We start from the raw sequence: 21,575 nt of genomic DNA, 5'->3' as shown, positions 1-21,575 counted from the left end.
TGAGCACGTGAAGAAACTTCGTCGAATCCTCAAGGCTGCCTGGCGCAACGCGCGCGCCCGCCTGGAGGCGGTTCCCGCCTTCGTGTGGCTGTCGCGTTGGCTCAGCGCCCTGACGCCGGTCGGCTGGGCGGTGAGCCTCGCCCTCGTCGCGGGCGCGGTGGCCGGCGCTTCCTTCGGGTGGATCGAGGGCTTCGTGGTGGCCGTCATGGGCCTGGTGGCCCTCGTGGTGGCGATCGCGTCCGTGGCGTCCCCGTCCCCGCTGTCGGTGTCGCTGCGCATGAAGAACGATCGCATCGTGGCCGGACAGGTGGCGGTGGGCCGCGTGCGCGTCTTCAATGAGTCGGCTCGCCGCTCGGGCTCGACGCTCGTGGAGGTCACGATCGGACGAGGCAGTGGCGAGTTCCTCGTTCCCCCGATTAGCGGGAACGGGACGTGGAACGAGGCCTTCTCGGTGATGACGAAGCGCCGCGGCGTGATCAACGTGGGTCCGGCGCGAACGGTGCGCATGGACGGATTGGGCCTGCTGCGCCGCGTGCGCCAGTGGGATGAGCCGATCCTCGTGCACGTGCACCCGCCGACGGTACGTTTTTCCTTCGACGCAACGGGCATGCAGATGGACGTCGAGGGCGTGGCCAGCGAGAAGCTGACGAGCTCGGACGTGTCCTTCCACGCCTTGCGCGACTATGAGCCCGGCGATGACCGTCGCGCGGTTCACTGGCCGTCGACGGCCCGTTACGGGCGCCTGATCGTGCGCCAGTTTGAGGAGACGCACCGCTCGCACCACATGGTGCTGCTGGATACGAGGATTGACGCGTGGGGTCGCCGCGCCTTCGAGACGGGCGTGTCTGTCGCGGCGTCGCTGGCTATCGCCGGGTCGGGCGAGGCGCGCACGGTGTCGATGCACACGGCGGACGAGTGGATTCCCACGGGTACGCCGATGGCAATGCTGGATGCTTTGTCGGAGATGGAGACGTCGAGGCGCGCGGAGTTCGCGGGTGTCGTGCGGCGCTGCATCCTGGAGCGAGGCGGGATTTCGGTCCTGTCGATCGTGGTCAGTGAGTCCGTGGATGACGAGGAGGCGGCTCGCCTGGCCAATATCGCTCCGGTCGATGTGGTCGTGTCCGTTATCCGCGTGGTTCCGGGGTGCGCGAGGCGTCGCAAGAAGATCAACCGAGGCGTCATCATTGACTGCCCGTCGCTCGAAGATTTGCCGACGCTGGTGTCGAGGGGGGTGTCTGCGTGAGCGCTCCCGTTCGTCCCGCGGCCCGTCAGGCTCCGCCCCGTCGTTCGCGCCTGCCGGAGGCATCTGAGACCACGATGGGCGGCTCGATGCGTCGTGCAGCCATGCCCGCGTGGTCGCTGCTGGTGCTGGGCGTCCTCTTCGTGGGCCCCATCGTCATGTTCGAATCCGTCTTCGGCGGGGGAGAGGGCGCGATCGCCGCCGGCCTGGGCGTCCTCGTCGGTCTGCTCCTCTCGTGGGCGGCGTCGAAGTGGCGCTGGGACCTGCTGTCGATCGTGGCCTCGGTCGTGGCCGCTCACTTCCTTCTCGGTGGGGCCGTGGCCCTGCGCGAGACGACCCGCTGGGTTGTGGTGCCCACGTCCCGGACCCTCCAGACGCTCGTGATCGGTGCGGTCGAGGCGTGGAAGGACCTCCTGACACTCACGCCTCCCGCCGCCTCGTACGTGGGGCCTGCGATGGTGCCGTGGATGGCGTGCCTGGTGTGTTCGGTCGCCGCGGGCGTCGTCACGGTGCGCTACGGGCGCCCGATGTGGGGGTCGGTGGCCCTCGTCCTGTGCGGCGTTCTCGCGATCGTGTGGGGTCCGTCGAGCCACAGCCCGAACCTCATCCTCGTCATCATCTGGTGGGTTGCCCTCATCGCCTGGTGGTCGTGGGCTTCGGCGATCGGCCGGGCTCGCACGGGCGCGGACATCGTCATCGGCATGTCGGCGTCGACAACGTCGGCATCCACGACGATGGGCGGGTCCTCGCGCCAGATCGTGCACGTGTGGTGGCGCGTGGGCATGGCCTCGCTGATGGTGGCCGTGATGGTGGCGGCCGCGATCCCCGCGGCGTCGCTGCTGGGGCCCACGGCCTCGGATCGTATCGTGGGCCGCGACGTCGTCGAGCCGCCCGTGGACGCTCGCGAGTACCCTTCGCCTCTGTCGAGTTACCGCCACTACAACAAGGACCTTGAGGAGTCGTCCCTGATCCACGTGACCAATATGCCCAAGGAGGCGCGCGTGCGTCTGGGCGCGATGGACGTGTACGACGGGACGACCTTCGGCATGGGCGTCGCCAATACGGATGGGATGGCGGGATACCGCCGCGTCGGATCGACGATCCCGGGGCGCAACGCGAACGAGGCCGAGGTGGAGACGACCGTGTCGACGTCGCAGCTGCTGGGTCCGTGGGTGCCCACGATCGGCCAGGTGCACGTCCTGGAGTTCGACCCGAACGACCCGCTCTCGGCCGACCAGCAGAAGGGTTTGAACTACGACCTGTGGGCTGAGACCGCGCTGACGACGGGTCCTGCGGGCGAGATGGGCTACACGATGAGCCTGACGATGCCTCGCGATCGTGCGGACTCGGAGTTCTCCAGCGTCGATGCTACCCGCTACGTCGGTGGCGACACGAACGTCCCCAAGGACGTGGATACGCTGGCCGCGGAGCACACGACGAGTGCGCGTTCGGACCTGGAGAAGGCCCGCGCGATTGAGAGCTTTCTGCACACGGACGGCTACTACTCCAACGAGGACACGATCAACTCGCGTCCGGGTTCCTCCCAGGACCGTATTCAGCGCATGATCGGCGCGGATATGCTGGTGGGCGACGACGAGCAGTACGCGACGCTGATGGCGCTGATGCTGCACTCGCAGGGCATCAACGCCCGCGTCGTGATGGGTGCCTACCGCGAGGGAACGTCGGGAAACGTGGACCTGACGGGCGGGGACATGCACGCGTGGGTCGAGGTGGAGTTCCCCGGCGTCGGCTGGGCGACCTTCGACCCGACGCCGCCGCGCGATCAGCAGCCGACGACGCGGGTGAATAAGCCGAAGTCGGTGCCCAAGCCGCAGGTCCTGCAGCCGCCGGAGCCCCCGGAACAGCCGGTCGAGCTGCCTCCGGCCACCCGCGACCAGGCCACCGATCCGCACGACCCGAACGGCCTGCGTATCCCGTGGGTGACGATTGGCGCGGTATCCCTGTCGCTGCTGGTGCTGCTGGGTCCTGTGCTGTTGGTGCTCGTCGCGAAGTCTCGTCGCCGCAAGGCCCGTCGCAGGGCGCAAGCGCCGGAGGCGGTTCGCGGATCGTGGGACGAGCTGGTGGACACCGCGATCGATTCCGGCTTGGTCGTGGAACCGCACCTGACGCGCCAGGAGGTCGCGTGGGCCTTGGCCTCGCAGTGGGCGCCTGAAAACTCTGAGAACGACGAGGCGACCCCACGCGCGTCCCGCAAGGACCGCAAGCGTTCCGCAGCGGACGTGCGTGTGCCCGGCTGGTCCCTGTTCTCTGGTGCGGTGCCGCGCGTCGTCACGGTCGCGCGCCGCGCGGATGTCGCGGACTTCGCGGTGACCGGTGCGCGCCCACAGGACGCCGAGCAGGCTTGGAACGACGTGGATGAGCTGCGCCGCGAGTGGGCCTCGTCGGTGTCGGTGTTCGCGCGCGTGCGCTACGCCCTGTCGCTGAAGTCGTTGCGCTGGAGGCGTCGCGCGCGTCGTCAGGCGGCAGCAGCCTCCGGTGAGGGGCGGCGTTCGTTGATTCGGCACGTGAGCGGCCATAGGAAAGGGAAACGCTGATGGACAGTGAGGCGCGCCTCGGGATGGTCCCGGTGCTGCCGGGCTACCAGTGGATTCGTCCCCTGGGGGCAGGTGGGTTCGCGGACGTGTATCTGTGCCGTCAGGAGCTGCCCAGCCGTGACGTTGCCGTAAAGGTGGCGCGCAGGGACCGGGGGGCCGACGGAGAGGCGGGGATCGCCCGCGAGGCCGACGTGATGGCGCTCGTGTCCGGTCACCCCGCGGTGGCACAGCTGTATGGGGCGGGTCGCACCCCGGATGGTCGCCCGTTCCTGGTCATGGAGTATTGCCCGGTCGCGAACATCCTCGATCAGGTACGCGCCAATCCGATGGCCGCCGACCGGGCCCTGTCGATGGTGATCCGCATGTGTGGCGGAGCGGAGATGCTGCACCGCGCGGGCTACGTGCATCGCGACATCAAGCCGAGCAACATCATGATCAACGCTTACGGATCGCCGGTTCTCACGGACTTTGGCGTCGCGGAGCCGGTGGGCGCGGATCCGCGCAGTGGTCGCGACGCTTTTTCGGTGATGTGGGCGCCCCCGGAGCAGATCGCGGGCACGGCCCGCGCTCACCCCACGCAGGACGTGTGGGCGCTGGGAGCAACCCTGTGGACGCTGCTGATGGGTCGCTCTCCCTTCGAGGTGGTCGACGGCGATAACTCCGCGAAGACACTCGCTCAGCGCGTGGCGCGCGGCCGCGTGTCGCGTATCGACCGTCCGGGCGTGCCCGAGGCCGTGACGGCCATCGTGCGCCGCGCGATGAGCCTGGATCCGGAGCAGCGCTTCGGGTCGGCGGCGGCGTTGGGCTACGCGCTGCAGACGATCGAGCGCGAGATGCACCGCCCGGTCACGGAGATGAAGCTGAGCGTCGTTGCCTCTTCGGGCGCACCCGCATCGGCCTTGTCGTCCCCCTCGTGGGCCCCCCTGGATGCGGAGCGCACGCGCGCGCGCCGCGGGAGTTTCGCGGATGGTGCCCATGCCTCGTTGAACGAGGCGTGGGCCGGGAACTCGACGACGAACCGTACGGGGGTGGTCGAGGGTGAGTCGAAGCGTCCCGCGTGGGTTCTTCCGGTGCTCGCGCTCGTCATGGTGCTTGCGACGGCCGGCCTGGTCGTGGCGATGCTGACCGGAGGCGGACACAGTATTCACCTGGGCGGTGCTTCGTCTGATCCCACCCCCGGGCAGACGAGCGAGCCTCCGGGCGGCGGTGTGAACGACGCGGGAGGCGCGCCCCCCGCTCCCGTCGCCGAGGTCGTTGCGACGCCGAAGGGCACGGAGATCCTGTGGAGCTGGGACATCCCTCAGCAGGGTCAGAACGGGTCCGATCAGCTCGCGTTCAAGTACGTGTTGGAGCGTCCGGGCGAGGCCGTGGTTGCCGAAACCATGCGTCGTAATTCCCTGACGACGCCGGCCGTGAGCGGTGAGAACTGCCTGACGGTGAGTGTTGTCGTGGAGCTCAGTGGCCGTGAGTCCGCGCCGGTCACGCAGTGCGTGACGATGCCGTAGCGTATCGTCACGCGAAGCCCGAGGGCGTGAGAAAGGACGCGAAAGTCCCTGCATCCCACGGTTATGTGGGACAGGGACTTTCGCGTCCGTGCGTCCGTGCCTCGGGCCCGAAAGGGACGGGCTAATGTGAGGGGGTGACTACTTTCGGTGGTAGGCGGGGCTGGTACCCAGGTGGGCCGTGATGCCTTCGCGTGCTGGTGCGTCTTCGTCGACCCCGCGGTAGACGTAGCTGTCATCGATTGCCAGGAAACGGAAAGGAGCGCGGCCGTCGAGATACTGTTGGAGGTCATCGGGGGTGGGGGTAGAGCCGCCGCCCTTGTCGGCCAGGGGGTTTTCGTCGGGGTACTGGGTGGGGTCGTTCTTCATCATCGCGCCCATGTTCAGGGCCCCGTAGCCGGTGTATTGGTTCCACTCGTTGTTTGTGTTGAGTCCGCTGTGGGTGAGGAGTTGGAGGATCTGGTTGGGGGTTGCCTCGGGCCAGCGCGAGCGCGCCAGGGCGATCTGCCCCGCCACGATGGGGGTCGCATAGGACGTGCCTTTGCCTGTGCGAATGGCTCCAGTCTCATAGTCGCGTAGGTTAATGGGTCCGCCTATGCCGGCAGCGACGACTCCTTGGCCCCACGAGGAGTAGCTCGCAAGCTGGCCGTCGGTGTCGATCGCGGAGACACCGACCGTGCCCGACCACCGGGCGACCGAAGCTTCGTTGGTATCGTGCGATTCGTTGCCGATGGAGCCCGCGATGATGGTGCCCTGCGTCATGGCTCGAGCGATCGCCCACTTCACGTCTTCTTGATCAGTTTCGGCAGATGAAGAATAAGAAATAATCGACGCACCGTCATTGATAGCCATGTGGATCAAGGAAGCCAGTGCGCGCGTATTGGCCCGACCATTCGCGCAACTGCGTGGCTCCTTGTCTGCATTTGATGGCTTTGCGTAGGCGATGAGGGTGGCGTCGGGTGCGAGGCCGTAGTTTTTGGATACCAGGATGGAGGCGATGGCGGTGGCGTGGGTCCGGGAGGCGTTGGCCGCTTCGTACTCGCAGGGTGTTTTGACGGTGATGTTGGCGCCGGCTAGTTCGGGGGCGCTGGTGTCGACGGGGCCGTCGATCATCGCGATGGTGACGCCTTTTCCGGTGTATCCCTTGGCTCGCGTGGAGTCGAGCTTGTAGTAGGAGAAGTAGTCCTGGGTGGTGATGGTGTCGTCGGCCTGTGCGGGGGCCGGTGTTGCCGCGAGGGTGCCCGTGGTTAGGGCCAGGGCGCAGGCGGTGGTGGTCAGGGCGCGCGCGGCGCGCCCCGCCAGGGCCCCGCGGACGCGGCCCCGGCCGGGCGCGGTTGGTACGTGTGGCATGTGGCTACTTTCGGTGGTAGGCGGGGCTGGTACCCAGGTGGGCCGTGATGCCTTCGTATCCGGATGCGCCTTCGTCGACCCCGCGGTACACGTAGCTGTCATCGAACCTGATCTCGTTGTAAGGGGCGATGCCGTCGACGTATTGCTGCACCTCGTCGGGGGTGGGGGTGGAGCCGCCGCCCTTGTCGGCCAGGGGGTTCTCGTCGGGGTACTGGGTGGGGTCGTTCTTCATCATCGCGCCCATGTTCAGGGCCCCGTAGCCGGTGTATTGGTTCCACTCGTTGTTTGTGTTGAGTCCGCTGTGGGTGAGGAGTTGGAGGATTTGGTTGGGGGTTGCCTCGGGCCAGCGCGAGCGCGCCAGGGCGATCTGCCCGGCCACGATGGGGGTCGCAAAGGAGGTTCCCTGCGTGTCGGTGATGGTGCCGGTGTCGTAGTCGCGTGCCTTGATGGGTCCGCCTATGCCGGCAGCGACGACTCCTTGGCCCCACGAGGAGTAGCTCGCAAGCTGGCCGTCGGTGTCAATCGCGGAGACACCGACCGTGCCCGACCACTCGGCAAAAGAAAGGTGGTTCTCATCTCGCGCATCGTTGCCTATGGGGCCAACGACGATGACGCCCTGAGCCATGGCTCGAGCGATCGCCCACTTCAGTGGCTTCGCATTCTTGCTGTTGTCCGATGATGAGATTGAAATGATCTGAGCGCCGTCATTCATCGCCAATTCAAAAGCGCCATAGGACGTGCCCTTGAGCTCCTGCCCGTCCTTCTTGCATTGCTCTGACTCTTTGTCTGCCGCTGTCTTTCTTGAGTAGGCGATGAGGGTGGCGTCGGGTGCGAGGCCGTAGTTTTTGGATACCAGGATGGATGCGATGGCGGTGGCGTGGGTCCGGGAGGAGTTGGCGGGTTCGTACTCGCAGGGTGTTTTGACGGTGATGTTGGCGCCGGCCAGTTCGGGGGCGTTGGTGTCGACGGGGCCGTCGATCATCGCGATGGTGACGCCTTTTCCGGTGTAGCCCTTGGCTCGCGTGGAGTCGAGCTTGTAGTAGGAGAAGTAGTCCTGGGTGGTGATGGTGTCGTCGGCTTGTGCGGGGGCCGGTGTTGCCGCGAGGACACCCGTGGTCAGGGCTAGGGCGCAGGCGGTGGTGGTCAGGGCGCGCGCGGCGCGCCCCGCCAGGGCCCCGCGGACGCGGGCCTGGCTGGGCGCGGAGTCGTGTTGGGTGCTCACCACTGGCGCAGGTCCCATCCGTCGTCCTCCCGCTTGACGGGAGAAATAGCGCGGTCCGTCCCATAGGTCTGGGACAGGGGGTTGACGTAGCCTGCGGGCACATCGTCCTCGTCCTCGACCTGGAAGGCCACGTACTTGCGCTTGCGGCCCTTCTTGTCCTCCTTGCCCATGCCGGCACCGCCTGCGCCTGCGCCGCCCATGAAGCCGCCGCCGGTGCCCGCGCCGCCCCTACCGGCAGCGCCGGAGGCACCCGCCGCGCCGCCGCCAGCACCGGTCGTGCCGGTCACACCCGAGGCTCCAGCGCCGGTGGCGCCGTTCGCGCCGGCCATGGAGGCGGGGGGAGTGTAGGAGCCGAAGCCCGAACCGGAGTAGGTGCCCACGCGCAGGTTCGTGGCACCCAGGGCGCCGGCCGAGCCGGTCGTGCCCGAGATGCCGCGCAGGCCGCCCGCGCCCACGCCACTCGCAGAAGCGGAGGCACCGCCCAGGCCGCCGAAGCCCGATCCCATGCGGGCCGCGCCGCGTACGCCCAGCGCGCCCGCGCCGAGCACGCCGGCGCCGCCGAGGCGTCCGGCCGTCATCGCGTCGGCGGCGGCGTTGCTGTTGAGGCGCCACAGCGGGTGCAGGGCGTCCGCGGCGGGGGCGGGGGTGTGTCCGCCCACGACGCCGTTGCGGTAGGTCGTGCCGTTGACGCGCGTGTGGAGCAGGTCTGTGTCCATGAGGTCCTGCGGGTCGGTGATCGGGTTCGTGCGCGAACCCAGCTCGCCGTAGGGCAGCTCCTTGGTCGGCACTGCGCCCGAGGAGATCACGCGGTTGCGGGCCGCGGCAGCGTCGGCCTCGCTCCACCACGGCTTATCGAAGCCGCCGGGGTATCCCTCTCCGTTACGGCCGGGCTCGCGGCCAAAACCGTTCTCCGGAGTGACACCGCTACCTCTGCCGGGGCTATAGCCGCCACCACCGGGGTTACGTCCACCACCGCCACCGGGGTTGTGGCCTCCGCCACCATCGCCTTCTTGATTCTTCTTATCCTTGTCCTTGGTAGGATCATCGGCTCTCGGGGCATCGTCTGATAAACTCATCTGATCTGACTTCCCGTCAAGGTTACTGTTCAGCACATTGAGGATTCGCTGGCAGGCCTCCTCACGCGCAGCGTTGTTCTGCGCCTCGACGCCAGCCACGTACGCGGCACCCGTCGTGAATTTGACCGGTCCGGCGGAAACGCCACTGCCGGGGGCGCTGGAGGGGACGGCGACCACGGGTAGGTAGCCCATCGCGGCGGTGACCGGGTCCACCAGGGTGTCCGAGATCGAGCCGGCCTCGTTGTTTGCCGTCGCCATGACGCCGCGTCCGTCCTGATAAGTCTGGTACTTTGCCTCGTAGCGAGCGCGGTACCCCTCGAGGCGAGCGATCGACTGGTCCACCCAGTTGTCCATGGCCTTGGCCGCTTCGCCCGTGAAGCCGTGCCCATCGCGGTAGGCCTTCAGACGCTCGACGGCCTCCTTGAATCCGTCGATCGTCTTCGCGTGCTCGTCGTCCCACGCGTCGAGGCGCTTGTTCTCCTCGGCGGCCTTCATGAACTCCTTGAGGCGCTGGTAATACGGAGAGTTAACCATGATGATGTCCTTTCTGCCTGCCGTCGGACGGCTCAGCTCTCGTCTTGGCTTCCCTGAGCCGGCACGGTCGGGGCATTCTGCGTCGCAGCGGGCTGCCCGCTGGTCGCCGGCGGCGGGGCCTGCTGCGGCCGCTTCTTCATGTATTCCTGCTCTTCGAGCTGCTCGGCGAGCGCCTCTGCCGCCGGGGAATTGGCGACATTATTGAGCATGTCATTGACCCTGCCCAGGGCCTGCTCGTTGTCCCACTCGGCGTTCTCGGCGTCCTTCATGGTCAGGCGCATGTTGGCCTCGAAGGTGGAGATGAGGTCATTTTCCTTCTTGAGGATGTCCGACATGTCCTTGAACATGTCGGACACGGAGTTCCGGAAGGTGGAAGGGCCGGTCTCAGAGCCCCACGCGGATTGCGTCTGGGCGGCGCTCTGAGCGTAGGACGCACCCGCCGTCGTATTGACCGCCTCGGTGCTTTGCTGAACGTTGGGGGCCGCCGCCTCCTGAGCGGGCTTATCGTAGCCGAAGTCTGGCGATCCTGTCATGCTGAGCTCCTTGTCGTTGATGGGTGTTGCGGGCGCAGGCGTGTGCGGGCCGCTCGCTACTTGGTCGTGAAACGGCGGACCAGGGGCTGGTCGGTAATCTCGGGGTTGTCGATCTTCAGGGTCCAGACGTAGGTGAGCGCGGAGCCGCTGCCTTCAACGTCGATGGTCCACGACGAGTAGTACTCGCAGTCCTTTTCGACGCACAGGTCGTAGCTGTCCTCGCCGAGGCGCCAGTAGTCGGCGGCAGACATCGTCGCGTAGACGTTCTTGTCCTTGTCGACGACGATCGTTCCATTGGGGTCCAGCTTGAAATCCTGCTGGCTTATAATGCTGGGCTCTACTCCGACGAGGTCCTTGCCGACCATGTTGTTCAGCGCGTTGGCCTTCTCGATGATCGTGCTCTTCTCGGATTCGGAGGCTGAGTTCATCTGGTTGATGAGGTCGCGCTTGATGCCTTCGGGGATGTTCTTCATCGAGCCGATGTCCGAAGAAGACGAGCCTCCGCCGCCGGGCAAGTTGATGCATCCGGTCAGGCCAACGGCCGCCAAGAGGAGGGAGGATGCCGCCGCGAGGGTGCGGCGCGACACGAAACGGGACATATTTTCTCCTACTGTCAGACTGGTCAATAATATGCGACTGTGGGGCCGCCCTGTCAAGAAACGTTCACCTCGTTGGTGGGGTCCACGCCATCTGCGCGGCGACCACCCCGAGGTCGCGGTGAATGACCTGTGCGCGGCCCGGAATCGCGCGCTTCGGCTTCACGCCGTTGATGATCGCGCCCTCGCTCGGGTTACCCGACAGCAAGATGCCCGTGACCGCCAGGTCGCCCATCATCTGCAGGACCTTCTCGAAGGTCGCTCGAGCCGCGCCACCCATGCGGCGCGTGATGACCAGGTGTAGGCCGATGTCGCTCGCCTGCGGCAGCAGGTCGACCAGCTCCATGAGAGGGTTGCCCGACATCGTGGCGGCCAGGTCGTAGTCATCGACCAGGACCCACAGTTCCGGGCCGCTCCACCAGCTGCGCTCACGGATCTGCTCCGCAGTGACCTCCGGTCCAGGCAGGCGTTTGCGCAGGAACTGGGCCATTTCGCGCATGTCCTTCATGGCGGAGTCGTGGTTCGTGATGTAGCGCAGCGTGTGGTCCTTCGGAACGTCATCCATGAGCGTTCGGCGCATATCGATCGTGATGATCCTCGCCTCGCCAGGCGTGTACAGACGCGTGATCTCCTTCATGATCGAACGCAGGAAGGTGCTCTTGCCCGTTCTCGAATCGCCGAAGAGGTACAGGTGGGACTCCGTGCGCGTGTTGAACACGAGGGGACCAAGGCGCGACTCTTCCACGCCCAGGATCATGTCGCCGCCGCCGCGCGGCAGAATCTGCTGTTCGGGCAGCTGCTCGAGGATACTGTCGATCGTGATCTGTTCCGGCAGCAGACGCAGCTTCGGGCCCTCGCCCGCCACCAGGTGCTCGCGAATCTTCTCGACCGTGTAGGCCACGCCCTGCGACACCGTCGTGGGATCTTGCTCCGCGTCTGCCCGCGGCAGTCCGATCATCATTTCGTGACCGGCCATGTCGATGCCTCGACCCGGGCGACCCTTCGGAATACGAGCGGCACCCTCGCGGTGGACGATTGACTCCTTCGGGTTCGCCGTGTGCAGCTCCAGGCGCGAGCCGAACAGGTCCTGAGCCTCGGAACGAAAATCCATCCAACGGGCGGCGGACACGATGAGGTGAACGCCCAGAGACAGGCCTCGGCTCATCATCGTTGCCACCTGACGGTCCAGGCTGTCGAACTCGGAGCGCAGCGCACCCCAGCCGTCGATGACCAGGAACACGTCTCCGTAGCCGTCGTCGTAGCGCCCTTCGAGGCGACCGCGACGGTACGTGTCCATCGAATCGATGCCGTTTTGACGGAAGTAACGCTCACGGTCGTCCATGATCGCCGCGACCTCGGCAAGCATACGCGTGCGCACCTCCTCGGTGTCACGGGTTGCGATGCCCGCCACGTGCGGGGCACCCGCGAAACCGGCGAAGGTACCGCCACCGAAGTCCATCACGTAGAAATGGACCTCCTGCGGCGTGTAGGTCAGAGACAGAGCCTGCACGATCGTACGCAGCGCCGTCGACTTGCCGGTCTGCGGGCCGCCGACGAGCGCGAAGTTACCGCCCGCCCCCGACAGGTCCAGGACGAGGGTCTCACGACGCTGCTCGAGCGGCAGGTCGACCGTGCCCAGAGGGACACGCAGCGTGCCCGAGTCGCGCCAGGCGCGCGACACGAAACCCAGTTCCGGGTCCGGACCCAGGTCCGGCATGAGCGTCGCGAACGTATCCGGGACCTCGAGGGGAGGCAGCCACACCTGGTGAGCCGGGTAGCCCTTCCCCTTCATCTTCGCCACGGCGATGTCCATCTCGGACATGTCCGCCCAGACCTCGTCGCCCGCCAGGACGATCTCCTGGTTCTGGTCGACCTCTTCCTTGTCGCCCAGCGTGTCTTCGCGCGTGATGACGGGTGCGACCGTGAAAGGCAGGATCTCGATCGGTGCGCTCGGAGCGCCCGCCGTCGAGGCCTCGGAAATCGATGCGAGAGTACGCGCCGGAGGGGGAGCGGCCACGTAGGATGCGCGGAACCGAACGAGGCCGTCTCCGCCCGCCTTCAGGAAACCCGAACCGGGCAGTGGCGGAAGCTTCGCCGCATCCGGGATACCCAGGACCTCGCGCGAATCGTTTTCCGTGAACGTCTTAAGAGCCACCCGGTAGGACAGGTGCGATTCCAGGCCGCGCGCCTTACCCAGGTCCATCTTCTGGGAGGCGAGCAGCAGGTGCACCGACAGCGAACGGCCCAGACGACCGATCATGATGAAGACCTCACCGAACTCGGGCTTCGCCATCAGCATTTCCGTGAACTCGTCCAGGACGATGAACAGGGCGGGCAGCGGCGGATACTCGTGCTTGCCGGCGATACGGTCCGCCTCGTAGGTCGTGACGTTCGCATAGTTGCCCGCCTGACGCAGCATCTCCTGGCGACGCACCATCTCGCCCTGGAGTGCGTCCTGCATGCGGTCCACCAGCGACAGCTCCGACTCCAGGTTCGAGATCATGGCCGACACGTGCGGCAGGTCCGACATGCCGGCGAAGGTCGCGCCACCCTTGAAGTCGACGAGAACCAGGTTCAGCTGCTCCGGGGAGTGCGTGAGCGCCAGGGCAAGCACGAGGGTACGCAACACCTCGGACTTACCCGAACCGGTCGCGCCAATCAGGAGGCCGTGCGGACCCATACCCTTCTCGGACGATTCCTTAATGTCCAGAACGACCGGCTGGCCTTCGGGTGTGACACCGAAAGGCGCGGCGAGGCGCTCTGGGCCCTCGCGGCGACGCCACTGCTTCTCCGGGTCGAAGTCGCGAATATCGCCGATGCCGATCAGCTCCATCAGGTCCTTCTGACGGGACTCGTCCGAGCGACCCACCGGGGTGTCCGCCTCTTCCAGGTTCTGCTGGGTCGCGAACGGCGTCATGCGGCGCGCCACGGCCTCCGCCTGAACGGCACTCAAGCGGTCCGCGAAGGCCTGCTCGGGCATGGAGTCCATGGTGACCACATCGACCACGTCTGCGCCCCGTCGATCCGAGTTCGGGTGGATGAGCAGGCGCAGCGTCGTGTGCGAGGTCATGGGGGTCCACTCGCGGGCGCGGCTCATGATCGTCACGCCCTTGACGCCGGAGGCGGAGCCAAAGGGGGACGAGGCCGGGAACTCAGCACCGTCGCACACCAGCAGCAGGTGCGGGTACATGGGGATTTCCTCACCGAATCGGAAGGCGCCGCGCATCGCGATGTCCGTTCCGATCATCTCCGCGAGCTCCGCGGGGTCGGTCGAGATCATGCGGCCCGGACCAACCGCGTCGCGCACGGTGGAAGAACGGGCCTGCGGCATCCACTTGACCCACTCCCAGTCGCCCAGGCGATCCGCCGAACACAGGACGGCGATCTTGAGCTTGGACGGGTCGATGAAGCACGCCAAGTGCATCATGATCGCGCGCATCTCGTCGTAGACGGCCTCGCCCTCGCCGGCGACCTCAATATGGCTGTAGTCGCCCAGGAAGAGGAACTTACCCACGTTATCCGTGTGGTCATGCACGTTGATGAAACGGTCCATCGCCGACAGGCAGACGACGTCCATCTCCGTCATCGGGTCGATCGGAGGACGCTCAAAGATAAGGCCGAGAGGCTGTGTGCCCGACCCGTAGCGGAAAGCGAACAGGTCGTAGGTGCCGCCCTCGCGCGACCACAGGCGCGAGCCGTTGGCCGCCAGGGTCACCAGAGCGTCTGGATCCGGGTATACCCAGTTGTAGTAGGCGCGCTGCTTCTTCGCGACCTTGCGCACCGCGTCGCGGGTCTCCGCCAGGTAGGACAGGTATTCGCGCCGCTGCGTCACCACGCGCGTGCGGTACTGGGAGAACTGGCGGTACATGTTGAAGCCGACCATGCCCAGCATGGCCACCAGCATGCCGCCGCCCATGAGCAACGCGCGAGTGTTGCTGGCGGTCTGAAGGGCCATGAAGATCATGACGCCCGTCGAACCGAGCATCGGGACGACCATCATCAGCACGTTACCGATCGATGCAGGCTCGGCCTTCTCCGGGGGCATCTGGATAGAAAGGCTGCCGGAAGGTTGCTCCGGAACCGCGGCACTCCGCCGTTTTCTGCGTGTAACCATGAGGTCTCCTCGCGCTGTGCGCGTAAGTGTTCGATGCGACTGCATCCAGTGTAGCTGAGTGGACTTCCAAGTTTTAACCGGCGGTTAGCGTCGGTGCATTACACTGGGCACTGTTGTTTACCTGAGAACGGAGGTTACATGAGCGCCACCATGGTGTCAGTGACTGTTATCGATCAGGATGGCACCTCCGATTTCGCCGCCCCCGAGGGGACGACGGTCGCGGGCTTGTGCGCCATGCTGGAGATCGATCTGTCTCTGCCCTCAGTGCGCGTCTCCTATGCGGACGGGCGCCCCCTTGAGGGATCCGCCGTCCTCGGACGCGATCTGCCAGCGGGATCCTCCATCACTCTGTCCAGCCGTGTCCTGTCCGCTCAGCAACTCAACGAGGCGTCGGCCCGCCACGAGAACCAATGGCTCTCGCCCGTTCTCGCCCTCGTCGGCCTCAGCTTCCTGGTCCTCGGCACCGTCTCCGCCCTGTGCCTCCTTCCGATCCTGGGCGATGCAGCCCTTGCCGCCTACGAACACGCTGAGGATGGACCCCTGTGGGCGACGACCGTCGCATCCGTCCCCGTGTGGCTGCGCGCAGTGTGCTCGCTCATCTGCTGCATCGTCTCGATCGTTCCACTTTTTGCGTCGCGCAAGGTGCGCTCCCGCCCCACTCTGCTGCTCCTGATGCCCGCTCTCGCCGGCTACAGTGCGATCGGCTTGGCACCGCTTGCCGGTATCCACGCTCTGACAGTTGCTCCCCTCATCGGCGTCTGGGTGGCCCTCATTGTCTCCTTGGCAGTCGTGTCCTTGACCGTCACACCGTCGGCTCTCAGCGCGCTCCTCGCCTGGGTGTGCGCCACCGCGCTCGTCACGATCGATGTCTTCCCCGTTTTTAGCGTCATCGACATCTCGCCGCTTGCAGTGATGACAGGCGTCTACCTTTTCCTCATGGCCCCCCGCCTGTCGCTGCGCGTACCCGACAGTCAGCTCGTCGACGTGTCTGCCGTCCAGACGGTTGCCTCGCGCATCCGTCAGCCTCCCGTACAAAAGCCCAGCGCAGTCACCGGCGGGCGTATGGCCGTCGTCCTCGGGCACACGGAGGCGCGCAACTCCCTGCTCGTCGTCGCTTCGACCGCGTTCGTCCTCTCCGGAGGCATCCCACTGGCTCGCACAGTGACGCCCGCGCTCGACATGGGACAAGGCATCGCAGGCATCGTCCTCGTCCTCGCCGCGATCGTCGTTCTTCTCACCGCGCCGCGCGCCACCCGCACCCGCCTCGGTCGAATCCTCCCCCGCCTGACCGCTCTCGCCCTTCTGTGCGCCTTGCTCGTCGGCGACTGGACGAACGCGTTGAAGGATATCGACTGGTTCTTCCCGCTCGTTCCCCTGTGCGTTCTCATTGCGATCAGCGTCGTTACGGTCGTTGTGACCAGCACCGTCGAGACCACGGGCAACGCCGCACTCGTCGGCACGATCCTCGATTTCGTCCAAACTTTCTGCACGTTTGCGCTCCTGCCCGCGGCGGTCATGGCCTCGGGTCTCTTCTCGTTCGCTTGGAGGGCGGTCCTGTAATGTCTGACACCACTAAGACTCCGTTCGCGCCCGCCACGCCCTCGCAGCTTGTCGGTGCCTACGTGATTGACCTGATGATCCTCGGCGCGCTTCTCGCGGCGACGTGGTTCATCTACTTCACGCCCCTGACCATCATCTTCATCACCGTCGAGGCCGTGATCGCCGCCGGGATCATGCTCGGAGCCTCTGGGCGCACCCCCGGCATGGCCGCCATGCGCGTCTGTCTCATCCGCGACGAAGATGACACACAGACACCGTCCCTCGGAGCTGCAATGGGCTACATCGCCCTCGTCGCGCTGCTCCAGATCACCTTCGTTGGTCCCCTCGCCGCGCTCGCCATGGCCCGTGATGGCCGCACCTGGCTGACAGGCCCCACCCGCACCCGCCTCGTCGACCTACGCAAGCACGCGGCCCTCGCAGCCGGCCCTGGGGCCGCAGGCATGGCCGGATACTCCGAGCATCCGCGCCCCGGCCAAGCACCCAACGGATTCGACGGCATTCACCCGGCCAGCTCGCCGGTCCAGTGGGGGGCACCGAGCGCTCCACTCACGCCCGTGCCGCAGGCTGGGCCCGACTTCTCCGCTCCGGGACGGCGCGCCAACGACCCCTACGCGCCCGACTACAGTGCGCCGCAGGCCGTTCCTTCGACGTCTTCTGCTCCGGCGACACCTTCTGCTCCGGCGACACCTTCTGCTCCGGCTGCACCTTCTGCTCCGGCTGCACCCACTGGTCCTTCGGTTCCGCCGCAGGGGATGCCCGACACTCGGCGTCCCGCCCCGACCCAGCCCGAACACGCGCCCGCTGCCCAGGCCTCCGCGGTCCCGCCGGTGCCGACCTTCTCGTCTCCGGCCTCCGAGGTGCCGCCGGTGCCGACCTTCTCGTCTCCGGCCTCCGAGGTGCCTGCGGTGCCTCCTGCGTTGTCGTCTCCGGCGTCCCGGGTACCTGCGGCTCCCGCCCCGCAGGATCCTTGGGACCTGCCGGCCCCGCAGGCTCCCGCGCAGGCTGCCCCAGCCTCGTACTCCGAGCCGACTTTCGAGACCATGCCCTATCACGCCTTCAACGGTGCCACCTCGGGCGTTCCGGCCCCGCCGCCCAGTCGCCGCGCCGTCCAGGCGGGCCAGGCGGCCCAGCAGGCATATGCAGCCCAGCAGGCACAAGGTGTGCAGGGTGGTGCTCAGTGGGGTGACGCGGGCCGGTCGCAGTGGGGCGCTCCTGCTGCTCCCGCACGAGCTCAGCTGCTGTGGATCATCTTCGACTCCGGTCAGCGTGAGCTGATCGACGAGCCTCTGACTCTGGGGCGTCAGCCCGTGCCCGTCGAAGGAACGCGTTCCATCATCGTGCCCGATACGACCCTGTCGCTGTCGCGCACGCACATGCGTATTGGGCCTACCGCTGCGGGTGCCTGGATCGAGGACGCCTTTTCAGCTAACGGTACGGAGATCCGCACGCCGGACGGTCGTATCGCGGCGCTCGCGGGCGGGCAAGCCGTCGAGGTCCCCGCCGGTACCGAAATCGTGATTGGGGACCGTCGCGCCACGATCGTTCTCGCGGACGCTGATTCGGTGCACTGATACGTTTTCTGCTCACGGATCCCGCCGCGGCTAAGTCGCGGCGGGATCTCGTTTCTGTAGCGATGGCTGCGAAGCAGTGGCGTTTAGGTGATGCTGCGGCGAGTCCGGTGCGCGGTGCTGGAAATGCGTCGCCGCGCGTACGTGGCTATGTAAACCTGCGTTGGTGTGTGGCGGGCCTGCAGATAGTGGCGTGGGTGAGTGCGCAACCCGAGACGCCTGTGTTGGCTCTTTGAGGCCTGATATGGGGCGTTTTTGCACGTCGGTGGTGCCAGTGGTTTCGTGCAGGTCTGGGTGAGCGCCGTCGGTGGTGTCGTTGGTTTCGTTTCGTGTGGTGTTGTGCAACCCGAGACGCCTCTGCCAGTGGAATTATGGGGCGCAATGCAACCCGAGACGCCTCTGTTGGTGGGCTTATCGGCTGCAGTGCAACCCGCGACGCCTCTGTTGGCTCTTTGAGGCCTGATACGGGCCTTTTTTGCATGTCAGTGGTGCCAATGGTTTCGTGCAGGTCTGGGTGAGCACCGTCGGTGGTGCCAGTGGTTTCGTTTCGTGTGGTGTTGTGCAACCCGCGACGCCTCTGCCAGTAGAATTATGGGGTGCAGTGCAACCCGCGACGCCTCTGTTGGCTCATTGAGGCCTGATACGGGCCTTTTTTGCATGTCAGTGGTGCCAATGGTTTCGTGCAGGTCTGGGTGAGCACCGTCGGTGGTGCCAGTGGTTTCGTTTCGTGTGGTGTTGTGCAACCCGAGACGCCTCTGCCAGTAGAATTATGGGGTGCAGTGCAACCCGAGACGCCTCTGTCGGCTCATTGAGGCCTGTTATGGGGTGTTTTGGTTCATCGGTGGTGCCAGTGGTTTCGTGCAGGTTTGGGTGCGCGTCGGCGGTGGTGTCGTTGGTTTCGTTTCGTGTGGTGTTGTGCAACCCGAGACGCCTTTGTTGGTGGGCTTATCGGGTTTAGTGCAACCCAAGACGCCTTTGTTGGTGGGCTTGTGGGCGCAGTGCAACCCGAGGCACCTCTGCCGGTGGGCTTATCGGGTTTAGTGCAACCCGAGACGCCTCTGTCGGCTCGTTGAGGCCTGATATGGGGCGTTTTTGCACGTCGGTGGTGCCAGTGGTTTCGTGCAGGTCTGGGTGCATGCAGTCGGTGGTGCCAGTGGTTTCGTGCAGGTCTGGGTGAGCACCGTCGGTGGTGCCAGTGGTTTCGTGCAGGTTTGGGTGCGCGCCGTCGGTGGTGCTGCCTTGACTTTCATGCGGCCAGAACGCGCTTCGGCGCTCGCGCGGGAGCGACCATGCGGCCCGGGCACACCGGGACAGGGGGTCTATCAACTGACATCAAATGCCTCGAAAAGTTCGACAGAATAAAGAACCACTACCAACACAACATCGGATGAGAGACGTGCCACAGAGGCTGTTGTGAGCCTCCCCGTGAGCGGATCCAACCATCCCTACGAGCAATTTTGTGTCATTCGGTTAGTTTCAGAAGAGTCGGAGACAAACGAGGGAGGTGCCGCCCCATCGCTGGGGCGGCACCTCCCTATGCGCGTGTGCGCGGTGCTATCAGAAGCGGGCGGCGCTGGCCTGGTCCGTCTGCTGGTAGTTGGAACGAGCGGAGTCCACGGCCGCGGAGGTGCGGGACAGGACGTCCTTGAGGCCGTCAAGGCCCTGGTTCCACTGGCTCTGAGCGGCCTGGTAGGCCTCCTGAGCCTGGCCTTCCCACGAGGAGCGCAGCTGGTTCAGCGTGTTCTCGAGGTCATCGAGGCAGCTCTGGAGGTTGGAGGCGCCGGTCTTGATGTCGGCGGCAGCGCTATCGAGAGCGCCGTAATTTACCTGGAAATCCATCGTCAGTGTCCTACTTTCTCTCTCACAGTCCGCCGAGGATCTGGGCGAACGAGCCCTCGGTGTCGGCCTCGTTGGCCTGCATTGCCTTGTCGGTGCTGCGCAGCTTGTCTGCGAGGTCCTGCAGGGCCTGGTTGATCTTCGCTGCGTTGTCCTGCCACTGCTGCATCAGCTGGGTGAACTGGACCGAGGCGCTGCCCTGCCACGAGCTGCCGATGGTCGACAGGTCGCCCTCGAGGCGACGGAAGTGGCCCTGCAGATCGTTGTAGGTACCCTCAATCGCGGAGACGCCCTGCGCTAGGGCGCCATCTACGGCCCGCTGGTCTGCCATGTGAACCTCCATTTGTATGAGTGAACTCTCTCGCGGGGATGCGTGAGAGCATGGGGACACATGAATACTAACCATGTTTTGATCGTTTTTTTGAATGTTACGCAGAAATCATGACAAAACCTGACCGACAACCTAGACTTACAGGGTTGTGTCGTGTAGCCAAAGACCCCATCACGCGGCAATCGGGAGGATCCAATGGCATCGAAAGTAGCTCGTGGAGTGGCGATGATTCCGCTCACGATTACCTATGGCGTGGATCGAAGCGACGTGACGGTGCCGCAGTCGATCCCCTTGGTTGAACTCCTGCCCGGGTTTGTTGAATCCGCCGGAGCGTTCAGTGATCAGCCCACAAACGACGGTTTTGCAGTCCGAACCGCTTCTGGCCGTCTCCTCGATCAGTCCAAGTCTTTGTCTGCCCAGGGGGTGCGCGCCGGAGCCGCGCTGACGCTCGAACCCCTCGGCGAGGGAGCCGCCGACATGGTCTACGACGACCTGACGGAAGCAGTCGGGCAAGTTGTCGAAAGGGTGTCCACTCCTTGGACGCGTGACAACGCTCGCACGCTCGCCGCGCTCTCTGCTGCTGCACTGGTTTTCGTTGCCGCCCTCCTCCTGGCAACCACGCCCCAGGATGCGCTCGTTTCCTTGGACCCCAGCCGCGTCAGGAATCTCAACTTCATATACGGTGCGATCGGCATAGTCTCCGCACTCCTCGTCGTTGGAACATCCGTGGTCGTGAGCCGCAAGTACGCCGGACCGTCGGGCATTGCGATCGCGCACACTGTTCCGTTCCTGACTGCAGCATCGGCGCTTCGTCTGTCGCAGAGCCAGTGGGACGCGGGGGGCTGGATCTTCATCGGTCTGGGCATACTTGTCGGCTCTGTCGCGGTGCTGACTCTCCCGAAGAAATACAGGATTTCGATCGTGGCACCGCTTGTTGTAGGAACGATGGTTGCCACCACGGGCCTCATGGTGAAGGTCGGCTCCCTGTCTCAGGTGGGCGTGTCTGCCCTCCTCTTTGCTTTTGTTGTTGTCCTCCTTCAGGTAGCGCCGTGGGTCGCTCTTGCTCATATCCCCGTCAGGATCCTGGATGCTAATACCGCCGAGCAGATCCCCGCGCAAGGAGTGACCGACCAGGTCAGCACCTCATTCGTATTCGTCGTGTCCCTGCGCGCGGGCGGCGGCCTCGCCGCGCTCTTCCTCACGGTGTCGATGCTGAGCGCGCCCACCCTGCGTTCCGTGTCCATTCCGCTCGTCCTGGCCGTCCTCGGCTCTGCCTCCCTGATCCTGCAGACCCGCTCGATTCGAGCCCGCGTCGAGGTGCTCCTCGGCGCCCTAACGGGACTGACGACGATCCTGGTCGCTGCGACGCTCGCCACCCGCGTCCACCCGACGAGCCTGTCGTGGGTGACATTCTGTGCGATCGCGGCTGCCCTTGTCCTCGTGGTGACGAACGTTGTCGGCCCTCGCGCGCGCCCGCACCTCACGCGCGTCGCGGACACGATGTCGGTGCTCTCGCTCTTTGTCCTAATCCCTCTGGCCGTCTACCTGTGGGGCTGAG

14 protein-coding genes are annotated in these 21,575 nt (G+C 65.7%); 6 read left to right on the top strand and 8 right to left on the bottom strand.

Annotation, left to right across the window (positions count from 1 at the left end; genetic code table 11):
- Positions 1-7: 7 nt before the first annotated feature.
- From RDV55_RS03370 to RDV55_RS03360, 3 genes are all read left to right on the top strand, one after another.
- Positions 8-1,243, top strand: coding sequence for a DUF58 domain-containing protein (locus RDV55_RS03370; protein ID WP_111824318.1), 1,236 nt, complete (start codon positions 8-10; stop codon positions 1,241-1,243).
- Positions 1,244-1,317: 74 nt separating this feature from the next.
- Positions 1,318-3,795, top strand: a complete 2,478-nt coding sequence (locus RDV55_RS03365) for a transglutaminase-like domain-containing protein (RefSeq protein ID WP_111824337.1) — start codon at positions 1,318-1,320, stop codon at positions 3,793-3,795.
- Positions 3,795-5,300 carry a serine/threonine-protein kinase gene (locus RDV55_RS03360; protein ID WP_111824319.1) on the top strand — a complete coding sequence of 502 codons (1,506 nt, stop codon included), beginning with the start codon at positions 3,795-3,797 and terminating at the stop codon, positions 5,298-5,300. The genes RDV55_RS03365 and RDV55_RS03360 overlap by 1 nt, the downstream gene beginning before the upstream one ends.
- 138 nt (positions 5,301-5,438) lie before the next feature.
- Here the strand turns inward: RDV55_RS03360 and RDV55_RS03355 are convergent, their stop codons facing one another.
- The 6 genes from RDV55_RS03355 to eccCa all read right to left on the bottom strand — a co-directional run bounded on the left by RDV55_RS03355 (position 5,439) and on the right by eccCa (position 14,722).
- Complete coding sequence (locus RDV55_RS03355; RefSeq protein WP_111824320.1) at positions 5,439-6,647, bottom strand: S8 family peptidase; 1,209 nt, start codon at positions 6,645-6,647, stop codon at positions 5,439-5,441.
- A 4-nt stretch (positions 6,648-6,651) separates the two neighbouring features.
- Entirely contained in the window at positions 6,652-7,887 is a 1,236-nt protein-coding gene (locus tag RDV55_RS03350; RefSeq protein ID WP_111824321.1) for a S8 family peptidase, read from the bottom strand.
- Positions 7,866-9,479 (bottom strand): hypothetical protein, encoded by a 1,614-nt coding sequence (locus tag RDV55_RS03345; protein WP_174703841.1) that lies wholly within the window; start codon positions 9,477-9,479, stop codon positions 7,866-7,868. Before RDV55_RS03345 ends, RDV55_RS03350 begins: the two co-directional genes overlap by 22 nt.
- 32 nt (positions 9,480-9,511) lie before the next feature.
- Positions 9,512-10,012 (bottom strand): hypothetical protein, encoded by a 501-nt coding sequence (locus tag RDV55_RS03340; protein WP_245907774.1) that lies wholly within the window; start codon positions 10,010-10,012, stop codon positions 9,512-9,514.
- Positions 10,013-10,068: 56 nt separating this feature from the next.
- The gene (locus tag RDV55_RS03335; protein WP_111824323.1) at positions 10,069-10,611 is read right to left on the bottom strand and encodes a hypothetical protein; all 543 of its coding nucleotides are present in this window, start codon (positions 10,609-10,611) and stop codon (positions 10,069-10,071) included.
- A gap of 64 nt (positions 10,612-10,675) precedes the next feature.
- Positions 10,676-14,722: a type VII secretion protein EccCa gene (eccCa, locus tag RDV55_RS03330; protein ID WP_111824324.1), complete on the bottom strand. Its 4,047-nt coding sequence runs from the start codon at positions 14,720-14,722 to the stop codon at positions 10,676-10,678.
- 138 nt (positions 14,723-14,860) lie between these two features.
- Between eccCa and RDV55_RS03325 the strand changes: the two genes are divergently transcribed.
- Both RDV55_RS03325 and RDV55_RS03320 read left to right on the top strand, forming a co-directional pair.
- Entirely contained in the window at positions 14,861-16,282 is a 1,422-nt protein-coding gene (locus tag RDV55_RS03325; RefSeq protein WP_111824325.1) for a hypothetical protein, read from the top strand.
- Complete coding sequence (locus RDV55_RS03320; protein ID WP_111824326.1) at positions 16,282-17,853, top strand: RDD family protein; 1,572 nt, start codon at positions 16,282-16,284, stop codon at positions 17,851-17,853. Before RDV55_RS03325 ends, RDV55_RS03320 begins: the two co-directional genes overlap by 1 nt.
- Before the next feature lie 1,554 nt (positions 17,854-19,407).
- Here RDV55_RS03320 and RDV55_RS03315 read toward each other — a convergent pair.
- Together RDV55_RS03315 and RDV55_RS03310 are read right to left on the bottom strand one after the other, a co-directional pair.
- Entirely contained in the window at positions 19,408-19,689 is a 282-nt protein-coding gene (locus tag RDV55_RS03315; protein ID WP_111824327.1) for a WXG100 family type VII secretion target, read from the bottom strand.
- A 22-nt stretch (positions 19,690-19,711) separates the two neighbouring features.
- Complete coding sequence (locus tag RDV55_RS03310; RefSeq protein ID WP_174703842.1) at positions 19,712-20,017, bottom strand: WXG100 family type VII secretion target; 306 nt, start codon at positions 20,015-20,017, stop codon at positions 19,712-19,714.
- Positions 20,018-20,212: 195 nt separating this feature from the next.
- Between RDV55_RS03310 and RDV55_RS03305 the strand changes: the two genes are divergently transcribed.
- Positions 20,213-21,574: an EsaB/YukD family protein gene (locus tag RDV55_RS03305; RefSeq protein ID WP_111824329.1), complete on the top strand. Its 1,362-nt coding sequence runs from the start codon at positions 20,213-20,215 to the stop codon at positions 21,572-21,574.
- Position 21,575 lies beyond the last annotated feature (1 nt).

The sequence above is a fragment of the Schaalia odontolytica genome, assembly GCF_031191545.1.
Classification (GTDB): Bacteria; Actinomycetota; Actinomycetes; order Actinomycetales; family Actinomycetaceae; genus Pauljensenia; species Pauljensenia odontolytica.
This window is presented reverse-complemented; position numbering and strand designations above follow the sequence as displayed.

What these genes read in the sequence shown, in the direction of transcription:
- RDV55_RS03365 (WP_111824337.1), top strand. Translation starts at nt 1,318, where the DNA reads ATGGGCGGCTCGATGCGTCGTGCAGCCATGCCCGCGTGGTCGCTGCTG.
- RDV55_RS03360 (WP_111824319.1), top strand. Translation starts at nt 3,795, where the DNA reads ATGGACAGTGAGGCGCGCCTCGGGATGGTCCCGGTGCTGCCGGGCTAC.
- RDV55_RS03355 (WP_111824320.1), bottom strand. Translation starts at nt 6,647, where the DNA reads ATGCCACACGTACCAACCGCGCCCGGCCGGGGCCGCGTCCGCGGGGCC.
- RDV55_RS03350 (WP_111824321.1), bottom strand. Translation starts at nt 7,887, where the DNA reads ATGGGACCTGCGCCAGTGGTGAGCACCCAACACGACTCCGCGCCCAGC.
- RDV55_RS03345 (WP_174703841.1), bottom strand. Translation starts at nt 9,479, where the DNA reads ATGGTTAACTCTCCGTATTACCAGCGCCTCAAGGAGTTCATGAAGGCC.
- RDV55_RS03340 (WP_245907774.1), bottom strand. Translation starts at nt 10,012, where the DNA reads ATGACAGGATCGCCAGACTTCGGCTACGATAAGCCCGCTCAGGAGGCG.
- RDV55_RS03335 (WP_111824323.1), bottom strand. Translation starts at nt 10,611, where the DNA reads ATGTCCCGTTTCGTGTCGCGCCGCACCCTCGCGGCGGCATCCTCCCTC.
- eccCa (WP_111824324.1), bottom strand. Translation starts at nt 14,722, where the DNA reads ATGGTTACACGCAGAAAACGGCGGAGTGCCGCGGTTCCGGAGCAACCT.
- RDV55_RS03325 (WP_111824325.1), top strand. Translation starts at nt 14,861, where the DNA reads ATGAGCGCCACCATGGTGTCAGTGACTGTTATCGATCAGGATGGCACC.
- RDV55_RS03320 (WP_111824326.1), top strand. Translation starts at nt 16,282, where the DNA reads ATGTCTGACACCACTAAGACTCCGTTCGCGCCCGCCACGCCCTCGCAG.
- RDV55_RS03315 (WP_111824327.1), bottom strand. Translation starts at nt 19,689, where the DNA reads ATGGATTTCCAGGTAAATTACGGCGCTCTCGATAGCGCTGCCGCCGAC.
- RDV55_RS03310 (WP_174703842.1), bottom strand. Translation starts at nt 20,017, where the DNA reads ATGGCAGACCAGCGGGCCGTAGATGGCGCCCTAGCGCAGGGCGTCTCC.
- RDV55_RS03305 (WP_111824329.1), top strand. Translation starts at nt 20,213, where the DNA reads ATGGCATCGAAAGTAGCTCGTGGAGTGGCGATGATTCCGCTCACGATT.